Here is an 18,758-nt window from a genome sequence, read left to right as displayed (position 1 = left end):
GACGGACCGGAATGCCGCTGTGTGAAAGCACCGAAAACCTCGCGGGAACCCGGGTGGACGTACTAGCGTGCCTAGAGCGTGTCTCCCTATCCCCAACGGTGGCCTGCTGCGCGGTGCCCCGCGGGCGTCTCGCGGCGTTGTCATCGGTCGGCGATGCACCACATCGCCTCCCTCCGTCGCCTTGCGAGCCACTCCGCGGGACCCCGCTCGCGACGGCCAGGGATAGGTAGACACGCTCTAGTCAGGCCGGACGATCGGTCCAGCCTGGACGATGACGGCGCCGGTGTCGGCGCACAGCGAAAGGTGGAGCGGCCGGCATGACGAGGACTGCACGACGGCGCGGCGACCGTCACGATGCCACCCGGGTCGATCTGGGGCGGGAGTTCAAAGCGGTCTTCCCCTACATCATGCGGGGCCGCAACGACTCGATCGCCTACTACCCGATCCAGGTGGACGCCGAGCCGCTGCTGGCCTACATCGAGGAACACAAAGGCACCGAGTCCCAGCTCAGCGTCTTCGAGGCCTTCCTGCTGGTCCTGATCCGGATTCTGCGCGAGCGCCCGACGCTGAACCGCTACTTCGCCGGGCGCCGGCTCTACCAGCGCCGCAATGTCGACCTGTCCTTCGTCGCCCGACGGCAGTACACCGACGACGCCAGCGAGACCAATGTCTTCGTGAGCGTGAAGCCCGAGGACGACCGGGCGACCATCCTGGCCAAGATCCGGGGCGAGATCCGGGTGGCCAAGAGCGGCGAGACCAAGGACGACGAGGACCTGATCGGGCTCTTCCTGAGGTTGCCACGTGGCCTGTTGCGGGCGGCGGTGAAGGTTGTGGAGTGGTGGGACTTCTACGTCGACACACCGGGTTTTCTGCGCGGCGTCGACCCCCTGCGCTGCAGTGCCTACGTCGCCAACCTCGGCAGCGTCGGGATGGGCGCTGCCTACCACCACCTGTTCGAGTGGGGGACGTGCAGCCTGTTCGTCACCATCGGGCAGATCAAGCCCACTGTTTGCGTGGGCGAGGATGGAAAGCCCGCCGTAAGGCGTATGGTCGAGTTACGGTTCGCTCTGGATGAGCGGATCGCCGACGGATACTACGACGCAACCGCCCTGAACCTGTTCGACACCTACCTGCGCGAACCGGCCGAACTTGAGAGGCTGTGAGTGGATATGAGCGCCGATCCGGACCGCCCCTGGCTGGGCGTGTACGGCGAGATGCCGGCGGACATTGAGGTTCCCGACGCCACGATGTACGAACTGGTGGCCAGGACCGCCAGGCAGTGGCCGTCCCGGACCGCGATGATCTACTTCGGACGAAAGCTCAGCTACGCGACCCTGCTGGCCGAGATCGACCGCTGCGCGGCTGCGCTCGCCGCCCACGGGCTGCGTCCCGGCGACGCGGTGACCGTCTCGATGCCGAACGTTCCGAACGCGGTCGTGATGTTCTATGCCCTCAACCGCCTCGGCGCCAGGGTGGCGATGACCCACCCGCTGTCCTCGCCGATGGAGTTGCAGCACTATCTGAAGCAGACCGGCAGCCGGTGGGCGGTCACCATGGACATGTTCTACGGGAAGTTCCGCGACATCCTGGACGACTCCCCGGTCGAGCACCTGCTGATCGCGAAGTTCTCCGACTACCTCTCGCACACCAAGAAGCTCGGGTTCGAGGTGACCAAGGGACGCAAGATCGCCCCCGTCCCCACCGACGACCCACGGATCGTCAAGTGGCGTGATTTCATGGCCGCGGGCCAGCAGCCGACCGACTACGAACGGCCGCGCGACCCGGACCAGACCAGCGTCATCCTGTTCAGCGGCGGCACCACCAGCCTGCCCAAGGGGATCGAGCTGAGCTCGACCAGTTTCAACGCGCTGGCGGTCTCGATGGCCATCATCAGCGGCTTCTCGCTGGGCAACAGCGTGCTGGCGATCCTGCCGGTGTTCCACGGTTTCGGGCTGGGACTGTGCATCCACACTCCGCTGACCGTCGGCGGCTACTCCATCCTGGTGCCCGAGTTCAGCGCCCAGATCTACATCGACAACCTGGCGAAGCACTCCCCGTCCTACATCGCCGGGGTGCCGACCCTGTTCCAGGCCCTGCTGACCAATCCCAAGTTCGCCAAGGTCTCGTTCGAATCGCTGCGTGGCGCCTACTGCGGCGGCGACTCGTTGACCTCCAGTCTCAAGCACCGGTTCGACGACGCGCTGGCGGCTCAGGGCAGCAAGGTCGAACTGCTGGAGGGTTACGGCCTCACCGAGTGCGTGACTGCCTGCACGCTCTCGCCGCCGCACCTGTACCGGGAGGATTCGATCGGCGTGCCGATCCCGGGAATGCGGATGAAGATCGTCGACCTCCACACCGCCGAGGATCTGCCCTACGGCGAGGAGGGGGAGATCTGCGTCACCGGGCCGACCCTGATGAACGGCTACCTCAACGAGCCGGACGCCACCGCCGACACCCTGCGGATCCACGCCGACGGCAGGACCTGGCTGCACACCGGTGACATCGGGACGATGGATGCCGACGGCTACCTGTACTTCAAGGGGCGGCAGAAGCGGATCATCAAGGTGTCTGGGGTCTCGGTCTTCCCCGCTCAGGTCGAACAGGTACTGGAGGCGCACCCGGCGGTGAGCCGGGCCTGCGTGATCGGCACCCCCGACGACTACCAGATCACCTCGGTGAAGGCCTTCGTCGTGCTGGCCGGCGAGGCCGCGGACGAGGACCGGATCAGGGAGGATCTGCTGGCGCACTGCCGCAAGCACCTGATGAAGTGGGCGGTGCCCCGCTCGGTCGAGTTCCGTGCCGAACTGCCGACCACCCTGGTGGGCAAGATCGCCTACACCCAGCTGGAGCAGGAGGAACTCGCCCGCCGGACGGCCCGCGCCGCCGGCTGAGGGGACGCCGTCCGGTCGGTCCTGGCGGGTCTGCGACGAGTGATCGTCCGCAACGCTGTCGTGGCTCGAATCGGAACAGTCGCCACCGTGAGTCACGGGGCCGGGGTGGGGGCGAGAGCGTGCAGGGCCTGACGGATGCTGCCGACCCCGGACTCGTGGCCGTCGTCGGGACGGGACAGCCGGTCCCACGTGGCGAGCTGGTCGTCCATCGCTGCCAAGTAGGCCTCGGCCAGCTCGTCCATCGCCTGGCCGAGCCGGGTGGCCGAGGCGTAGGCCAGGCGCAGCAGGTTCTTCTCGACCTCCCAGGGCAACTGCCGGCGGAAGTGCCGGTGCATAATCGGACGGACCAGCCGCATCGGGATCAGCCAGGACAGCAGCTCCAGGTGGCTGTCGAAGACCGGGTTGAGGGTGATGTCCGGCGGCAGCGGAGCAGGCGCCTCCGCTGCCACGCTGGGCGGCTGCAATTCGATCCCGAGGGCCTCTTGCACCGCGAGCCCCAGCCGCTGTGCGAAGCCCTGGGCGAGTCCGTCCAGCGGTCCCCGGGCTGGCTCCAACTGGGCCGCCAGCCAGGCCGGGTCACGCAACGGCAGGTCGCTGCAGACTTCCTGCAGGTTGGCGGTGAGCCAGGCGCGGAACCGGGCCGACTCGTCCGCGAGCGAGCCCTGCCAGGTGGGCAGTGCGGCCTCCAGCCGGGTGGACAGCTCCCAGGTGATGGTGTCGCGGACCCGGACAGCCTCGGCCTCCGCGTTCTGGCGCACGCCACCCAGTCGCTGACGGACCAGAGTGCGTACCTCGGCGCGCAGCCGGGGGAACCGGGCGCGCTCGGCGTCCAGCAGCGCGGTCAGCCGCAGCCGGGCCTGCTCGTCGGCCTCGGCCGCGCCGAGCGCCAGCCCGAGGTAGGTCCGGCAGTCTGCTTCCAGGCTGCGCAGCCGGTAGTCGAGCAGGATCTCGGCGAGCTGCCGGTGGCGGGCCTGGAGTTCGTCGGTTAGGTAAGCCAGCAGGTCGGCGCGCAGATCCTCCCGGTCGGACAGCACCGACCAGGCCACGACGGGCAGCTCCCGTCCGGTCTGTTGCCCGACCTGGCCGGCGACGAAGCCGAGCACCTGGTCAAGGTCGGCGCGGGTCACCAGATCAGCCTTGGTCACCACCAGCACGATGTGCGGGGTATGTGGGGTCAGTCGTTGCAGCAGCTCGAGGTCTTCGGCGCCGAGCGGCTGGGTGGCGCTGACTGCCAGGATCACCGTGCCGGCCTGAGGGAGCCAACCCAGCGAGGTGGCGGTGTTGTGTGCGTAGGCGCTGCCCAGCCCGGGAGTGTCGACGAAGGTCAGGTCGGGCAGCGTCGCCAGCCCGGTGGTGGCCAGCTCGACCCGGGCCACCCCTCGGACGTTGTTCGGATTGCGCTGCTCGACGACGTAGTCGGCGATCTCATCGTCGGTGATCTGGATCCGGCGCCCGTCGCCGAAGCTGACGGTCGCCGCGGGACGGTCGGCGTGCCGGATGCTGGTCACCACCGCCGTCGCCGGCACGGCCAGGACGGGCAGCAGCCGGGTACCGCTGAGGCTGTTCAGCAGCGAGCTCTTGCCGGCCTTGAATTGCCCGAGCACGGCCACGGTCAACCGCTCCGGCTCGGCGACCAGCTGCCGGGCCGCGTCCAGCCGGGCGGCCAGCGTGGTGAGCTCGAAACGTTCGACCAGGTCAGTCAGCCGGTCGAGCCGGTCGGAGGTCAGGGTGGTGGCGGTCACCGGGCACCTCCGAAGACCAGCTGGTAGACGTCCTCGCCGTGGCTGGTCGGCAGGGGACGGCCGGGCAGGATCCGGAAGCTGCGGCTGCCGTCCGCGCGCCGTTCGGGACGCAGGAACACCGTCCGGGGACGGTCGGCATACCCGTCGGCCAGGGTGAACATGTGGGTGACGAAGACCACCCGGATGCCTGCCCGGGTGAGGGCGTCAACGATCTGGCGGGCGATCTCGGCGCCTTCCGGCTCGTCAGTACAGGCGAAGGACTCATTGAACAGCACCAGGTCCCCGGCGGCCGCACGATCCACGATCGCACTCATCCGGACCAGCTCCTCGTCCAGCTTCCCGCTGTCCAGGCTGGCGTCCTCCTCGCGCCGGAAGTGGGTGTGCAGCCGCCGCACCACGCTGGCCCGGTAGCCGTTCGCGGTGACGAACATGCCCGCCTGCATCATCAGCTGGGCCAGCCCGAGGCCGCGCAGGAAGGTCGACTTGCCACCCTGGTTGGCGCCAGTGACCAGCACCAGGCTGGCATCGTCGGCCGCCAGCTCGCTGGGGACGACAGCCGCCCGCGAGCGCAGCACCAGGGCCGCGTCGGCCAGCCCGGTGGCGTTCTGGACGACCGGGGTCACCTGGTGCGGCTCCGGCAGGGTGATCGGCGCGCCGCAGGCGGTCAGCCTCTGCTGGAGACGAAGACAGCACAGATAGAAGCCGGCCTCCCAGCGCAGCTGCTCGAAGAAGGCCAGGATGTGGTCGGAGGAGGTGGCGACCGCCTCGGCCACCTTCACGGTGGCATCGTCGCGCAGCGCGTCGAGGGCGCGGGCCCCGGCCTCGTCCCGGTCGGCGAGGGTGTAGTGCAACCGCTGCGGCGGCCGGGGGATCAGCTCCCGCCAGCGGTGTCGCTGCTGCGGTGGGCGGCGCAGCGCCAGCCGGGTGGACAGTGCGTCCGGCCCAACGCCGGCGGTGAACACCATGCCGGCGCCGAACCGCAGTCCGCGCACCTGGTCGGCCACCTCGGTCAGGTAGTCCTCGCCGAGTTCGGCGCACAGCCGGCTGCACAGGTTCTGCAGGCCCGGCGAGCGGACCTGGCTGGTCGTCCGCTCGGCGAATTGCCGCAGCGCGCGCAGCGTCGGCAGGGCGGCGGCCACGATCTGGGTCGACCGGGACAACAGCGAGCTCGCCGTCCGTCCCGACCACAGCCAGGCACCCCGCTGGGCCTTCAGCCCCTGGTTGGCGAGGTCGTAGAGTTCCTGGATCATCGCGGGGTGGCGCAGCGCGTCGGCCAGGACATCCAGCCGCCAGCGGATCGCCGGCAGCTCGACGAGCGGGTTCAGCATGGTCTGTTCGACGATGGTGCGCAGCAGCCGGTCGCCGCCGGCCATCGTCTCCCACAGCGGTTCGAGATCGAGGTCGCGGGCCAGGTCGTCGCGGTCCTCGGGCAGCGCGGTCTCGCGGTCGGCGTCCCGTTGGGGGTGCATCAGCAGAACCCTCATGCCAGCCTCCGATCCAGGTCAGCCCCGGTGAGCCGGTGTTTGCCGGCCAGGGCGATGGCGTGGGCCAGCCCGTCGGGCGGCTGCGGGAGCACTTTGAAGGTGCGGATCGCGGGATCCTCGGGGTCCACCTGGCTGACCAGGCTGACGATGTGCGGGCTGACCTGCACCAGTTCGTCGAGGAAGGTGACCCACACGGTGAGGCACTGCCGGGCGTCCAGTTCCTTCAGCATCCGGGTGGAGAGGGCGACGGCGTCGGACAGCGAGGTCGAGGTGAAGATCTCGTTGACCACCACCACCGAGGACGGCCCGGCGACGGCGAGGATGTCACGGATCCGGACCAGTTCGTCCTCCAGCCCACCGCGCTGGTCGGCGGTGTTCTCGCCGCGCTGGAAGTGGGTCAGGACGTGGTCGGCGAGCGGGACGGTCGCCCGGCGGGCGGGCACCGGCAGGCCGAGCGAGGCCAGGTAACACAGCTGCCCGACAGTACGGGCGAAAGTGGTCTTGCCGCCCTGGTTGGGGCCGGTGACGATCAGGATCCGTTCGTCCGCGGCCAACTGCAGGTCGTTGGTGACCACGCCGGCGCCCTGGCGTTTCAGGGCCAGGACGAGGTCATAGACCTGGTCGGCGGCCAGGTGATGGGTCGCTTCGACGCTGGGCAGACAGGACGGGAGCCCCTGCGCGCCGGCGTCGTCCAGGACGTCCAGCCAGGCCAGGGCAAAGGTCAACTCCCGGGCGAACGCGGCGACCTGGTGGTCGATGAAGTCGGCGTGGGCGGTGGCGAACCTGGCCAGCGCGCCGAACTGGTCGGGGTACAACCTGGCGGCCATCGCCGATACCGCGGCCTCGATGTGGTTCATGCTGCGGATCGGAGGTTCGGGCACCTTGTGCCGCTCGGACGGACGGAAGGCGCCGAAGCGGGCGAAGGTGGCCAGCACCGAGGCCACCTGGTCGGGCTCGTCCCGGGGCAGGCCGGCCTCGATCGTGGGGCCGTGGATACGGAGCCGGTACTCCACCCGATCGAGGTCGTCGCGGGTGCGGACGGCATCGGCACGCAGCCGGTCGAAGCCGGACGAGGCGCGGTAGTCGGCCAGCCAGGCGGCTGCCCGGCGCAGCCCGGGGGAGGCCGGCGGATCGGCCGCGAGCGCGTCGGTGACCGCGATCACCGTGTCGACGTAGTGCAGTCCGGCCCGCAGCAGGGTCGCCTGTCTGCCGATCTCGTAGTGCTGGGAGCCGGCTCCGTCGGTCAGGCGGTGGGCCCAGTCCACCCGGTGGGTGAAGTCGGCCAGGCAGGTGCGCAGCGGGGCGGTGAGCAGGTCGGCGAAGACCGCCAGCCGGTAGCCGACGGCCTCGGGCGAGCCGAGCGGGGTGGAGAGGTAGTCGCCGACCGGCACGCCGCCCGCACGGGCGACCAGCGCCGGGACCAGTTGATCGAGGTTGAGATCGGCGAAGCAGGCCGGTGCGGTGTGGACCAACGCCTGGTGCGGCCTCGGGAACAGGATGCTGAAGCCAGGCCCGGCCGCGTCGGTGCCTGCCGGTGGTGCGGTGGTCTGGGGAGTGGTGGTGACGGCAGACATGAGTCCCTCTCGGATTCACAGGGACCGTCAGCGTTCGCGGTTGTCGGCGAGCCCCATCGCCGTACGTCCAGCCTACTCCGCCGACCAGGAGGGGACGGGAGTGGGTCGGGCGGGGTGCCGGACGGGGGCTGGCGATCTCGGGTAGGGTGAGGAACACGGCGGTGGGGCTCGCCGACAACCGCGGTCTACGCCAACAGTCCCTACCACAACGGTAGGAGTGTGCGTGAGCCCCGCTGGACCCATCGCCCGGTGCCTGTGGCGCCGGCCCGGCTCTGCCCTCCCCGATCCAGGAAGGCAATCATGAGCATCACCATCGAACGGGTATCCGCCCTTGAAATCCTCGACTCCCGGGGGCGACCGACGCTCCAGGTCAGCGTCGAGTACAACGGCCGGCAGCGGGAATCGGCCGGGGTTCCGTCCGGTGCGTCCACCGGGTCCGGCGAGGCTGTCGAACTCCGGGACGGCGACCCGGCACGCTTCGGCGGCGCCGGCACGCTGACTGCCGCCGCCAACGTCACCATCGCGATCAACAACGCCCTGGCCGGGCGCACCTTCGTATCGGTCAAGGAGGTGGACGAGGTGCTGATAGCGCTCGACGGCACCCCCAACAAGGCCTCGCTCGGCGCGAACGCGATCGTCGGCACCTCGATGGCGGTCGCCCGGGCCTTCGCCGCCGCTGCCGGCCTGCCGCTGTGGCGCTACCTGGAGCCCGACTGGGTATCGGCCCGGCTCCCCATCCCGCACTTCAACGTGATCAACGGTGGCGCGCACGCTGCCAACAACCTCGACTTCCAGGAATTCATGCTCGCCCCGCTGGGTGCCCCGTCCTTCACCGACGCGGTGCGCGCCGGTGCCGAGGTGTACGCCAGCCTGAAGAAGCGGCTCTCGGCCGCCGGACACAGCACCGGTCTGGGCGACGAGGGCGGCTTCGCCCCGCAGTTGGACCGTCCTGACCAGGTGCTGGAAGTGCTGGTCGGGGCGATCGAGGACGCCGGCTACACCCCGGGCACCGGGGGCGTGGCGATCGCGCTCGACCCGGCGGCCAACGGCTTCTACGCCGACGGTGGCTACACGGTGGCCGGCCAGCGGTACAGCAGCGAGGAGCTGATCGCCTACTACGCCGACCTGGTCGACCGCTTCGGAGTCTGGAGTATCGAGGACGGCCTGGCCGAGGACGACTGGGACGGCTGGGTGTCGCTGACCGCCCAGCTGGGCGACCGGCTGCAGCTGGTCGGCGACGACATCTTCGTCACCAACCCGGCGGTGATCACCAAGGGGATCGAGCTCAAGGCGGCCAACGCCGCCCTGATCAAGCTGAACCAGATCGGGACGGTGACCGAGACTCTGGAGGCGATGCGACTCTGCCGCGAGGCGGGCTACGCGGCGATGGTGTCCCACCGTTCCGGTGAGACCCCCGACAGCTTCATCGCCGACCTGGTCGTCGGCTCCGGCTGCGGCGAGATCAAGGCGGGCGCCCCGGCGCGCGGCGAACGGGTCGCCAAGTACAACCGGCTGCTGGAGATCGCCGCCACCCATCGCGGGCTGCCGTTCGGGCTGCAGTAGTGCGTCCGTCTCCCGTCCGGCGGTCGGCAGACTGCCGGACGGATGGTCAGACGGGCAGGCTGATGGGGAACTGGATCTCGGTCAGGTACTCCGGGGGTGGCACCTGGTCGGGGGAGTTGAGGTACACCTCGCGGGGAGCGCCCGCGCCGGCATGGCCATGTTCCTGGATCCAGGCCTCGACAGCCGCGTACGCCGGGCCGGCCTCGTCGTACGGACCTTGGTGGACGGTGGCGGCGACCATCCTGGCCGGCTCCTCCTGGCCGAGGACCTGGCCGTCGGACGGAAACGGCGAAGCGACCGGGAAGCCGAGTTCGATCTCACCTGCGGACTCGGCGTCCACCGGCTCGGTCATGATCAGGAAGGGCGGGCCGGCAAAGCCGGCGCCACAGCGTTCGATCGCGGCCGCGATGGTGGCAAAGCCCTGGCCGACGGATGGTCCGATAGTGGCCGCGGTGACCTGCTGGCGCAATACCGCCGTGTGCTGTGCTGGGAGTTGCTTGAGGGTGATGTCGTAGGACATGGGGTCTACCTCCTGTGTGACGAGACGACGGAGGAAGCTGAGCATCCTGGTGTGCCGGTCGAGTTGCTCCTGCAACCGACGGCCGTGCCGTTCGTACACTCTGGCCGCCGTCAGGTGGTCGGGTGCCTCCAGGACGGTCCTGATCTCGTCCAGCGGCATGTCGAGACTCCGCAGCATGCGGATCGCCTCGGCGCGGTTCGCCTGGGCGTAGCTGTAGTAGCGGTAGCCCGAGGACGGGTCCACCCAGGCCGGGGTGAGCAGCCCGGCGTCGTCGTAGTGCCGCAGCGCCTTGATCGACAGCCGACTCACCCGTGAGAAGCGCCCGATCGGGATCAGGTTGTCCATGGTTCCTCCACGACCCACCCTCGACTCTCCCCTCACTGGAGAGTCAACACCCTGCCCGGAGGATCTCGCAGCCGATTCCCGGACACTGGGCGGCGGCGGTGCGCAGTGGTGCTCAGCTGGGTTCCGGGTTCACCGCGGCAGCGATCAGCGCCAGGCCGCGATCGAGGTCCTCGGAGTTGACCGAGCCGAAGCCGAAGACGATGCCCTGCCGGGTGCCGCTGCCCGACCAGTACTGCGAGAGCGGGCTCACCCAGACCCCGGCGGCGGCCAGCTCCGCCACCACCTCGGCCTCGGGCCGGTCGGACTCCACCACCGCGTGCAGGCCGCCGTCCATCGGATAGACGTGCAGGCCCGGGACGTCGGCCAGGGCGGCGACGACCTGGGCTCGGCGACGCCGGTAGCGGTTGCGCATCCGCTGGGTGTGGAGCCGCAGGGCGCCGCTGGCGAGGTAGCCAGCGACCGCCCGCTGGGCGACCAGGCCGACGGGCTGCCCGAGGTCGTGACGGGTGGCCTCGACGTCAGGTACCAGCCAGTCGGGCAGTGCGAGGAAGCCGACCGCCAGGGCCGGGGTGAGGATTTTGGACAGCGTGCCGAGCAGCACCACCCTCCCGTCCGCTGGGTCGTCGAGGGCGGCCAGCGCGGGCAGGGGCCCGGAGGTGTAGCGCAGTTCGGAGTCGTAGTCGTCCTCAATGACGACCACCCGGTTCGCCCGCGCCCACTCCAGCAGGGCCTGCCGGCGGTCGACCGGCAGCGACCCGCCGAGCGGGTACTGGTGGCTGGGGGTCACCAGCAGCACGTCGGGAGCTGCCAGGCCGGTGGGCAGGTCATCGGTCTGCAGCCCGCGGTCGTCGACCGGGAACGGAACGACGCTCGCCCCCAGCCGGGCAGGTACCCGGCGCAGCGAGGGGTAGCCCGGCTCCTCGACCCCGACCCGCAACGGACGCCGTTCCCCGGTGGTGCCACGGGGAGGATGGCTGTCAACCGGGCCGATGCCGCCGGTCAGACCTGTCGAGACTTGTTCGTTCTGCCGGCCCGGATCCAGTCGGTCGCCGAGGGCGGTCAGCAGCAGGGCGAGGCCCTCGCGTCCGCCGGCGGTCACCGCGATCTGGCCCGGGTCGCGCACCACGGCGCGCATCCGGCGCAGGTGGTCGGTCCAGGCGCTGCGCAGTGCTGACAGCCCCAGCGGCGGCACCGGTTCGTCGACCGGGGACGAAGCGGCGTCTCGCCAGGCCGCCTTCCAGGCGGGGGAGACCAGCTGTCTCGTCCAGGGCCGTCCGGGACGCAGGTCGAGCCGGGGCAGCGGTTGCAGGGGTGCCGGGCGCGGCGGCCGGGGCGGGCCCGGCAGCACCCGCCTGAGCTGGGGGTTCACCGTCGTGGAGCCCCCCGGGGTGGCGCTCAGGTAGCCCTCAGCGAGCAACTGGTCGTAGGCGGCGACCACCGTCCCGCGGGAGACCTGGAGGTGCGTGGCCAGTGCCCGACTGGACGGCACCGCCTCTCCGGGGGCGACCACCGCGTCCGCAATGAGCGTCCGCAGTTGGCTCGCCACCTGAGCGGGAAGGGGGACTGCCGCGTCGGCGTCGAGCCGGAGCGGCAGGGTGATCTCGGGGGTGCTGCGCACCAGTCCAGAATAGTGGTCCATCCGAGATTGCCTAATTCTGGATCTGGTGATGGTCCAGTAAGACGTTCACGATGAACTCCATGACGACTCTGACTGGATCCCCCCTGGTGAAACGCGGCTTGGCCGACATGCTCAAGGGCGGGGTGATCATGGACGTTGTCACCCCCGAGCAGGCGAGGATCGCTCAGGACGCCGGCGCGGTGGCAGTGATGGCGCTGGAACGCGTCCCGGCCGACATTCGGGCCCAGGGCGGGGTGGCCCGGATGAGCGACCCCGACCTGATCAGCGCGATCATCGACGCGGTGTCCATCCCGGTGATGGCCAAGGCCCGGATCGGCCACTTCGTGGAGGCCCAGGTGCTGGAGTACCTGAAGGTCGACTACATCGACGAGTCCGAGGTGCTCTCACCGGCCGACTACTCCCACCACATCGACAAGCGGGCCTTCACCGTGCCCTTCGTCTGTGGCGCCACCAACCTGGGCGAGGCGCTGCGGCGGATCGCCGAGGGGGCGGCGATGATCCGTTCCAAGGGCGAGGCGGGTACCGGCGACGTCTCTGAGGCCACCAAGCACATCCGTACCATCCGGGGCGAGATCGCCGTACTGCAGGCGACCTACCAGGCCAACCCCGACGAACTCTTCGTCGCCGCGAAGGAACTGCAGGCGCCCTATGAACTGGTGCACGAGGTGGCCGCGACCGGCAAGCTCCCGGTGGTGCTGTTCACCGCGGGCGGGGTGGCCACTCCCGCCGACGCGGCCCTGATGATGCAGCTCGGCGCGGACGGGGTGTTCGTCGGTTCGGGCATCTTCAAGTCAGGCAACCCGGCGGCCCGGGCGGCCGCGATCGTCAAGGCCACCGCGCTGTACCAGGATCCGGCTGCCATCGCCGAGGCCTCGCGTGGTCTGGGCGAGGCAATGGTCGGGATCAACGTCAGCGACCTGCCCGCCCCGCACCGGTTGGCCGAGCGGGGCTGGTGAGCGTGAGCACGGTCGGGGTGCTCGCGCTCCAGGGCGGAGTGCGCGAGCACCGGCACCTGCTGGAGGGGCTGGGGGCGCGCGTCGTTGAACTGCGGGTGCCGTCCGACCTGACCGGACCGGACGGACTGCGGGTGGACGGGCTGGTGCTGCCCGGTGGCGAGTCGTCGACCATCGACCGGCTGCTGCGCACCTTCGGGCTGTTCGAACCGCTCGCGGCGGCGATTCGCGACGGCCTGCCGACCCTCGGCACCTGCGCCGGGCTGGTGCTGCTGGCCCGGCGCGTGCTCGACCCCGCGCCCGGGCAGCGGTCGCTGGGGGTGCTCGACGTGACCGTCCGGCGTAACGCTTTCGGGCCGCAGGTCGACTCCAGCGAGGTCGACCTGCCGACCGCATGGGGCCCGGCGCGGGTAGCGTTCATCCGGGCTCCCCTGGTCACCGGGGCCGGAGCGGGGGTCCAGGTGCTGGCCCGGCGCGGGGACGGCATCGTGGGTGTCCGCAGCGGGATGACCACCGGGATCGCCTTCCATCCCGAGCTCACCGGCGAGACGCTGTTCCACCGCCGCCTTCTGGCCGACGTGCGCGACGAGCCGGAAGCGTGGCCGGTTCCGGCGTAGGGCCGCGGACGGCGGTAGCGCCGGGACCACCCGGGCGGACTCGGCCGCCTCAGGATCGGCGTCTCGCCGGGCGGTCGGTGAGAGGCGATTGTGTGCCGAGCGCCGGTCGCGGCGCCGGACGCAGGGCCTACACTCCCGGTCATGCTCCAGCTGCCTGATCTCGCCGGGACGATGCCATGGCCGCTCCGCGGTGGGACGGTGGTCCTGCGATGACCGCTCGGCGCAGGCCCTTCACCACTGTCGTCGCCCGCCTGCCGCGCTGGGTGCGCGCTGTCGTCGCGCTGGCGGTGCTCGTGCTCGGGGTGGTCATCATCACCCGTCCGACGACCTCGCTCGGGGTGCTCGCCGTCCTGATCGGAACCGGACTGGTGCTCGCCGGGGTACTGGACCTCACCGGGCTGGGAACCCAGGCCGTGGAATCGGGGTGGGGGATCGCCACGGCCGTCGTCTGGATCGTCGCCGGCGGGCTGGTACTCGGCTGGCCCGGGTTGACGGTGCGACTGGTGGCGGTGGTCGTCGGGGTGAGCCTGGTGGTGAACGCCGTGCTCACCGTGGCTTCCGGCCTGCGCGGGAAACAGACTCTGGACGCGCGGCTGGCCGCGCTGGCTTTCGGGGCCGCGGGTCTGGTCTTCGGTGTGCTGGCACTGGCCTGGCCCGACATCACGCTGCTGGTGACCTCGGTGGTCTTCGGGGCGCGCCTGATCATGAGCGGATTCGGCTGGTTCTGGTGGGCGCTTGGCGGTGACCGGACCGAGGTGACCCCGGCTGGCGAGCCATCCGGCTGGCGACGCTGGCGCCGCGGTCTCGCCGCGCTGACCGCCCTGCTGCTCGCCGTCGGCGCGGCTGTGCTGAGCGCCGCACTGCAGCGCGGATCCCCGGTGCTGGACGACTTCTATGCCGCGCCCCGGGACGTCCCGGCCGAACCCGGACGGCTGGTCCGCTCGGAGCCGTTCACCCAGAAGGTGCCGGCCGACGCGCGGGCCTGGCGCATCCTCTACACCTCCACGCGGGCGGACGGGGTTGCCGCGCTGGGCAGTGCGATTGTGGTCGAACCGCTGACCCCGGGGCCCCACCCGGTGATCGACTGGACGCACGGCACGACCGGATTCGCGGAGAACTGCGCCCCATCCATCCTGGACGAGCCGTTCGAATCCGGCGCGCTCATGGTCGTGCCCGAGCTGATCGACCAGGGCTGGGCGGTGGTCGCCACCGACTACATCGGGCTGGGGACGCGAGGGCCGCACGGCTACCTGGTCGGCGCAGAGGCCGCCCATGGAGCGCTGGATGCCGTCCGTGCCGCGCGCGAACTGCCGGACGCCGCACTCGGTGACCAGACGGTGGTCTGGGGACATTCCCAGGGCGGCGGTGCGGCGCTGTGGACGGGGGCACTGGCCGGTTCCTACGCCCCCGACGTCCCCCTGGCCGGCGTCGCCGCGCTCGCTCCGGCCAGCGACCTTCCCGGACTGGTCGGCAACCTGTCGCAGGTGCCGGGCGGCAGCATCTTCGCTTCCTTCGTCCTCGCCGGCTACACCGCCGTCTATCCGGACGTGAACTGGCGGCAGTACGTCCGTCCCGGGGCGGAGGCGGTCATGCAGTCGATGGCCGAACGCTGCCTGTCCGAACCGGGCACGCTGGTCTCGGTGCTGCATGCGCTCGGGATGGCACGGGATCCCGAACTGACCTCCACCGACCCGACGACCGGGGCGCTGGGTGCGCGTTTGGCGGAGAACGTCCCGCCCGCAGCGATCGGCGTGCCGCTGTTGCTCGCCCAGGGTGGCGCCGACGGGCTCGTCGTACCCTCGGCGCAGGATGGCTACGTGGCCTCGGTCTGCGCCGCCGGCGAACAGGTTGACTACCGGGTCTACGCCGGACGGGACCACGTCGGCCTGGTCGAGGCCGACTCGCCGCTCATCCCGGAGCTGATCGCGTGGACGACGGCGCGGTTCGCCGGCGAGCCGCCCGCGCCCGGCTGTACCACCACGCAGCGATAGCGGCGCCGAGCGGGGCCAGCCGCCGGCTGAGCTTGGTGAGGCGGGCACCAGCGGCGTGGCCGGGGCCGCCACGGGATCGGCCGGACCCACCGTCCGGTTCGGTGCCGGCCGTCGTCCGCCCTGTCCGTCGGCCCCGACCGGTGCTGCAGGGGTGGTGGATTTGCATCCGTCGATACCCCTAGGGGTATATTGGACGGCATGGCAACACGCGAGATCACGATGAGCAACCTCGAGGAGACGGTCGGTGCCGGCGGCATCGTCCTGCTGGACTTCTGGGCGGCCTGGTGCGGGCCCTGCCGTGCCTTCGGGCCGATCTTCGAGGCGGCGTCCGAGGAGCACCCCGACATGGTGTTCGGCCAGGTCGACACCGAGGCGGAGCGTGATCTCGCCGCCGGCTTCCGGATCACGTCCATCCCGACCCTGATGATCTTCCGGGACGGGATCGGTGTCTACGCCCAGCCAGGAGCGCTGAACGCGTCGACGCTCGACGGCCTGATCGAGGCGGTCGAGAACCTCGACATGGATGATGTTCGGGCGCAGGTTGCCGCGCAGGCAGGCCAGGGGGGTAAGGCCTGATGCGCATCGTCGTGGTCGGCGGGGTCGCCGGCGGGATGAGTTGTGCCGCACGGGCGCGGCGGCTGGACGAACAGGCCGAGATCATCGTCCTCGACCGGGGCGAGCATGTCTCCTTCGCCAACTGCGGCCTGCCCTACTACGTAGGCGGCGAGATCACCGACGCCGCGAAGCTGCTGGTGCAGACCCCTGCCGCGCTGAAGGCCGCGCTGAACCTCGATGTGCGCACCCGTCACGACGTGACCGCCCTGAATGCGGCAGCCCGGCAGGTCACGGTCAGCACGCCGGACGGTGTGGAGGTGCTCGACTACGACGCCCTGGTGCTCTCACCGGGAGCGCAGGCCGTCCGTCCGCCGATCCCGGGGCTGGACTCGCCCCGCGTCCACACCCTGCGAACCGTTGGTGACGCCACCGACCTGCACGGCGCGGTGGCGGAAGGTGCCCGGCGGGCCGTCGTGCTGGGTGCCGGTTTCATCGGGTTGGAGGCCGCCGAAGCGCTGGCCGGGCGGGGGCTGGAGGTGAGCGTCGTCGAACTGGCGCCGCACGTCCTGCCGCCACTGGAGACCGAGCTGGCCAGCCTGGTCACCGCCGAACTCGGCCGTCTCGGCATCGCTGTCCACGACGGGATCGCCGCGACCGCCGTCGAACCGGGCGCCGACCATGACACCGTGGTGCTGGCCGACGGCACCCGACTCGCCGCCGACCTGATCGTGCTCTCGGTCGGAGTGCGGCCGGACACTGCCGTCTTCGAGGCTGCCGGGGTGGCCTGCGAGCGCGGCGCGATCGTCACCGACGAGCACGGTCGTACCAGTCTGCCGGGCGTGTGGGCGGTCGGGGACGCCACGGTGAGTACCGATCCGGTCACCGGCCTGCGCCGTCCGGTCGCCCTCGCCGGGCCGGCCAACCGGGCTGGCCGGCTGGTCGCCGACGACATCCTGTGGCCCGAGCAGGCCCGTCCGATCCCGCAGCCGCTGGGCACCGCCATCGTCCGGGTGGGTGGGCTGGCTGCCGCCCTGACCGGTGCCAACCGGGCCACCCTGGTCGCACAGGGGATCGACCACCACACCCTGCACCTGCACCCGAACCAGCACGCCGGCTACTTCCCGGGTGCCACCCAGGTGCACCTGGTGGTGCACGTCCGGGCCGGCGACGGCCTGCTGCTCGGCGCCCAGGCGGTCGGCGCCGACGGCGTCGACAAGCGGATCGACGTGCTCGCCACCGCGCTGCGCCAGCAGCTGACGGTCGCCGACCTGGTCGACCTCGACCTGGCCTATGCGCCGCCGTTCGGCAACGCCAAGGATCCGATCACGATGGTCGGGCTGGTGGGCGAGAACCTGCTCAGCGGGGCCACTCGGCTGTGGTACCCGTGGGATCTGGACGAGATACTGCGGAGCGCGCTCGTCCTCGACGCCCGCAGCCGCGGCGAGTTCGCGTCCGGCCATCTGCCAGGGGCGCTGAACATCCCGCACACCGAGTTGCGCGACCGGCTGGACGAGGTGCGTGCCGCCGCCGGCGACCGCCCCGTCCGGGTGATGTGTGCCTCGGGGGTGCGCTCCTACCTGGCGCACCGCGTGCTGGCCGAGACCGGCTTCGACTCCGCCACGCTGTCCGGTGGCATCCTCACCCTGCGTGCCGCGCTCGGCGACCGTGCTGACAGCGTGCTGCTGACCGGGGACGCGGAAGCGGCGCAGCCGGCAGGTTCCGAGCAACCCTTGAGGAGGCGGTCATGAGTACCTCTGATCTGGACGCGCAGAAGCGGGTCCTCAACCGGCTGCGCCGGGCCAACGGGCAGCTGCAGGCGGTGATCGGCGCCGTGGAAGCGGGCGCTCCCTGCCGTGACGTGGTGACGCAGTTGGCCGCTGTCCGCAGCGCGCTCGACAAGGCCGGCTTCGCGATCATCTCCACGGCGATGAAGGACTGCCTGGCCGACCCGGACGAGACCAGCCCGGACGGCAACACCCCCGAGCAGCTGGAGAAGCTGTTCCTGATGCTCGCCTGAATCACTCCTGACCATCCATCGAAAGGGAACCACCATGTGTTCAGCTGTCACCTGCCGCGTCTGTGGCAAGACCACCTGGGCCGGCTGCGGCCAGCACGTCGACCAGGTCATGCGCAACGTCCCCAAGGACCAGCGCTGTCCCGGCCACGCCGACGCGCCCAAGGCCGGCTTCTTCTCGTCCTTCTTCTCCCGCTGAGGGTTGCGCCCAAAAGGACTCGCGGGGTGGGGTCGGACGTTGACCTGGCCCGATGGCTTGGCTGCCCAGCTGGTGTCCTGGCGCCCCGCCGTGGCCGGCAGCCGCGAGCAGCACTTCCGTGCCGGACGAGACGTCGCCACATCGAAGTTGGACAGGTCCCAGTGACACCTACACGCCCACATCGCGACGGTGATCGGAGGGGTGTCCAAGTGCTCGGCGGCTTATGATTGGCAGGTATCGTCGGCCGGTAGGTCGAAGAGGCCGACTCGCAGTGCTTTCCCAGCCGTGACGGCCCAAGAACCACGCATCATAATCAACAGACCTAGAATGTCCGGGAAACAGGGGCCAGGTTTCCACAGTCAGGGAATCGTCTTCTGAGCAAGGGGGTGTGTCCGCGTGGCTGGTGGTCGCGGGGTTCCCACGGTGATCGACGTGGCCCGAGAGGCCGGCGTGTCCAAGTCGTCGGCTGCGCGAGTCCTGGCTGGGCGGGGATCGTCCAGCGCCCAGACCCGCCGTCGTGTCGAAGAGGCGGCAGCCAAGCTGGGCTATCGTCCTAACGCGCTCGCGAAGGCGATCAAGTCCGGTTCAAGCGCCACGATCGGAGCGGTCATTCCCGACGTCGCCACACCGTTCTTCTCCACCGTCATCCGCGGCCTCACTGACGCCGCACG

At 70.5% G+C, this 18,758-nt stretch carries 15 protein-coding genes, 1 pseudogene and 1 riboswitch; of the genes and pseudogenes, 11 read left to right on the top strand and 5 right to left on the bottom strand.

Features of this window, described 5'->3' with window-relative positions; all coding sequences use genetic code 11:
* Nucleotides 1–317: 317 nt before the first annotated feature.
* Entirely contained in the window at nucleotides 318–1,163 is an 846-nt protein-coding gene (locus VB080_RS08240) for a 2-oxo acid dehydrogenase subunit E2 (RefSeq protein ID WP_323417963.1), read from the top strand.
* A gap of 6 nt (nucleotides 1,164–1,169) precedes the next feature.
* A complete protein-coding gene (locus VB080_RS08235) occupies nucleotides 1,170–2,891 on the top strand; it encodes a class I adenylate-forming enzyme family protein (protein WP_323417962.1) in 1,722 nt (573 codons plus the stop codon).
* A gap of 92 nt (nucleotides 2,892–2,983) precedes the next feature.
* On the opposite strand, the gene VB080_RS08230 is transcribed toward VB080_RS08235, so the two are convergent.
* From VB080_RS08230 to VB080_RS08220, 3 genes are read right to left on the bottom strand one after another with little or no spacing between them, the layout of a single operon-like run.
* Complete coding sequence (locus VB080_RS08230; protein ID WP_323417961.1) at nucleotides 2,984–4,633, bottom strand: dynamin family protein; 1,650 nt, start codon at nucleotides 4,631–4,633, stop codon at nucleotides 2,984–2,986.
* Nucleotides 4,630–6,117, bottom strand: a complete 1,488-nt coding sequence (locus VB080_RS08225; RefSeq protein ID WP_323417960.1) for a MutS-related protein — start codon at nucleotides 6,115–6,117, stop codon at nucleotides 4,630–4,632. Before VB080_RS08225 ends, VB080_RS08230 begins: the two co-directional genes overlap by 4 nt.
* The gene (locus VB080_RS08220; RefSeq protein WP_323417959.1) at nucleotides 6,114–7,691 is read right to left on the bottom strand and encodes a MutS-related protein; all 1,578 of its coding nucleotides are present in this window, start codon (nucleotides 7,689–7,691) and stop codon (nucleotides 6,114–6,116) included. The genes VB080_RS08225 and VB080_RS08220 overlap by 4 nt, the downstream gene beginning before the upstream one ends.
* Nucleotides 7,692–7,702: 11 nt before the next feature.
* Nucleotides 7,703–7,761: riboswitch (Fluoride riboswitch) on the bottom strand.
* A 230-nt stretch (nucleotides 7,762–7,991) separates the two neighbouring features.
* On the opposite strand from VB080_RS08220, the gene eno reads away from it, so the two are divergent.
* Complete coding sequence (gene eno, locus VB080_RS08215) at nucleotides 7,992–9,254, top strand: phosphopyruvate hydratase (RefSeq protein ID WP_323417958.1); 1,263 nt, start codon at nucleotides 7,992–7,994, stop codon at nucleotides 9,252–9,254.
* A 46-nt stretch (nucleotides 9,255–9,300) separates the two neighbouring features.
* Here the strand turns inward: eno and VB080_RS08210 are convergent, their stop codons facing one another.
* The gene (locus VB080_RS08210; RefSeq protein WP_323417957.1) at nucleotides 9,301–10,119 is read right to left on the bottom strand and encodes a MerR family transcriptional regulator; all 819 of its coding nucleotides are present in this window, start codon (nucleotides 10,117–10,119) and stop codon (nucleotides 9,301–9,303) included.
* Between the two features lie 112 nt (nucleotides 10,120–10,231).
* Nucleotides 10,232–11,758 (bottom strand): PLP-dependent aminotransferase family protein, encoded by a 1,527-nt coding sequence (locus VB080_RS08205; RefSeq protein WP_323417956.1) that lies wholly within the window; start codon nucleotides 11,756–11,758, stop codon nucleotides 10,232–10,234.
* Nucleotides 11,759–11,817: 59 nt separating this feature from the next.
* Here VB080_RS08205 and pdxS point away from each other — a divergent pair, with 59 nt between their 5' ends.
* From pdxS to VB080_RS08165, 8 genes and pseudogenes are all read left to right on the top strand, one after another.
* Entirely contained in the window at nucleotides 11,818–12,714 is an 897-nt protein-coding gene (gene pdxS / locus VB080_RS08200) for a pyridoxal 5'-phosphate synthase lyase subunit PdxS (protein WP_323417955.1), read from the top strand.
* Nucleotides 12,635–13,328, top strand: a pseudogene (pdxT, locus tag VB080_RS08195) (pyridoxal 5'-phosphate synthase glutaminase subunit PdxT). Before pdxS ends, pdxT begins: the two are co-directional and overlap by 80 nt.
* 209 nt (nucleotides 13,329–13,537) lie before the next feature.
* Nucleotides 13,538–15,319, top strand: a complete 1,782-nt coding sequence (locus VB080_RS08190) for a lipase family protein (RefSeq protein ID WP_323417953.1) — start codon at nucleotides 13,538–13,540, stop codon at nucleotides 15,317–15,319.
* 198 nt (nucleotides 15,320–15,517) lie between these two features.
* On the top strand, nucleotides 15,518–15,895 hold the full coding sequence (locus tag VB080_RS08185; protein WP_323417952.1) for a thioredoxin family protein: 378 nt from the start codon (nucleotides 15,518–15,520) through the stop codon (nucleotides 15,893–15,895).
* Nucleotides 15,895–17,622 carry an FAD-dependent oxidoreductase gene (locus VB080_RS08180; protein ID WP_323417951.1) on the top strand — a complete coding sequence of 576 codons (1,728 nt, stop codon included), beginning with the start codon at nucleotides 15,895–15,897 and terminating at the stop codon, nucleotides 17,620–17,622. Before VB080_RS08185 ends, VB080_RS08180 begins: the two co-directional genes overlap by 1 nt.
* On the top strand, nucleotides 17,619–17,891 hold the full coding sequence (locus VB080_RS08175) for a metal-sensitive transcriptional regulator (protein WP_323417950.1): 273 nt from the start codon (nucleotides 17,619–17,621) through the stop codon (nucleotides 17,889–17,891). Before VB080_RS08180 ends, VB080_RS08175 begins: the two co-directional genes overlap by 4 nt.
* A gap of 34 nt (nucleotides 17,892–17,925) precedes the next feature.
* Nucleotides 17,926–18,087, top strand: a complete 162-nt coding sequence (locus tag VB080_RS08170) for a hypothetical protein (protein ID WP_323417949.1) — start codon at nucleotides 17,926–17,928, stop codon at nucleotides 18,085–18,087.
* 423 nt (nucleotides 18,088–18,510) lie between these two features.
* A partial coding sequence (locus VB080_RS08165; RefSeq protein WP_323417948.1) for a LacI family DNA-binding transcriptional regulator occupies nucleotides 18,511–18,758 on the top strand: 248 nt, incomplete at its 3' end.

Source organism: Propionicimonas sp., from assembly GCF_034927565.1.
Lineage (GTDB): Bacteria > Actinomycetota > Actinomycetes > Propionibacteriales > Propionibacteriaceae > Propionicimonas.
This window is presented reverse-complemented; position numbering and strand designations above follow the sequence as displayed.

What these genes read in the sequence shown, in the direction of transcription:
- VB080_RS08240 (WP_323417963.1), top strand. Translation starts at nt 318, where the DNA reads ATGACGAGGACTGCACGACGGCGCGGCGACCGTCACGATGCCACCCGG.
- VB080_RS08235 (WP_323417962.1), top strand. Translation starts at nt 1,170, where the DNA reads ATGAGCGCCGATCCGGACCGCCCCTGGCTGGGCGTGTACGGCGAGATG.
- VB080_RS08225 (WP_323417960.1), bottom strand. Translation starts at nt 6,117, where the DNA reads ATGAGGGTTCTGCTGATGCACCCCCAACGGGACGCCGACCGCGAGACC.
- VB080_RS08220 (WP_323417959.1), bottom strand. Translation starts at nt 7,691, where the DNA reads ATGTCTGCCGTCACCACCACTCCCCAGACCACCGCACCACCGGCAGGC.
- eno (WP_323417958.1), top strand. Translation starts at nt 7,992, where the DNA reads ATGAGCATCACCATCGAACGGGTATCCGCCCTTGAAATCCTCGACTCC.
- VB080_RS08210 (WP_323417957.1), bottom strand. Translation starts at nt 10,119, where the DNA reads ATGGACAACCTGATCCCGATCGGGCGCTTCTCACGGGTGAGTCGGCTG.
- VB080_RS08205 (WP_323417956.1), bottom strand. Translation starts at nt 11,758, where the DNA reads ATGGACCACTATTCTGGACTGGTGCGCAGCACCCCCGAGATCACCCTG.
- pdxS (WP_323417955.1), top strand. Translation starts at nt 11,818, where the DNA reads ATGACGACTCTGACTGGATCCCCCCTGGTGAAACGCGGCTTGGCCGAC.
- VB080_RS08190 (WP_323417953.1), top strand. Translation starts at nt 13,538, where the DNA reads ATGACCGCTCGGCGCAGGCCCTTCACCACTGTCGTCGCCCGCCTGCCG.
- VB080_RS08185 (WP_323417952.1), top strand. Translation starts at nt 15,518, where the DNA reads ATGGCAACACGCGAGATCACGATGAGCAACCTCGAGGAGACGGTCGGT.
- VB080_RS08180 (WP_323417951.1), top strand. Translation starts at nt 15,895, where the DNA reads ATGCGCATCGTCGTGGTCGGCGGGGTCGCCGGCGGGATGAGTTGTGCC.
- VB080_RS08175 (WP_323417950.1), top strand. Translation starts at nt 17,619, where the DNA reads ATGAGTACCTCTGATCTGGACGCGCAGAAGCGGGTCCTCAACCGGCTG.
- VB080_RS08170 (WP_323417949.1), top strand. Translation starts at nt 17,926, where the DNA reads ATGTGTTCAGCTGTCACCTGCCGCGTCTGTGGCAAGACCACCTGGGCC.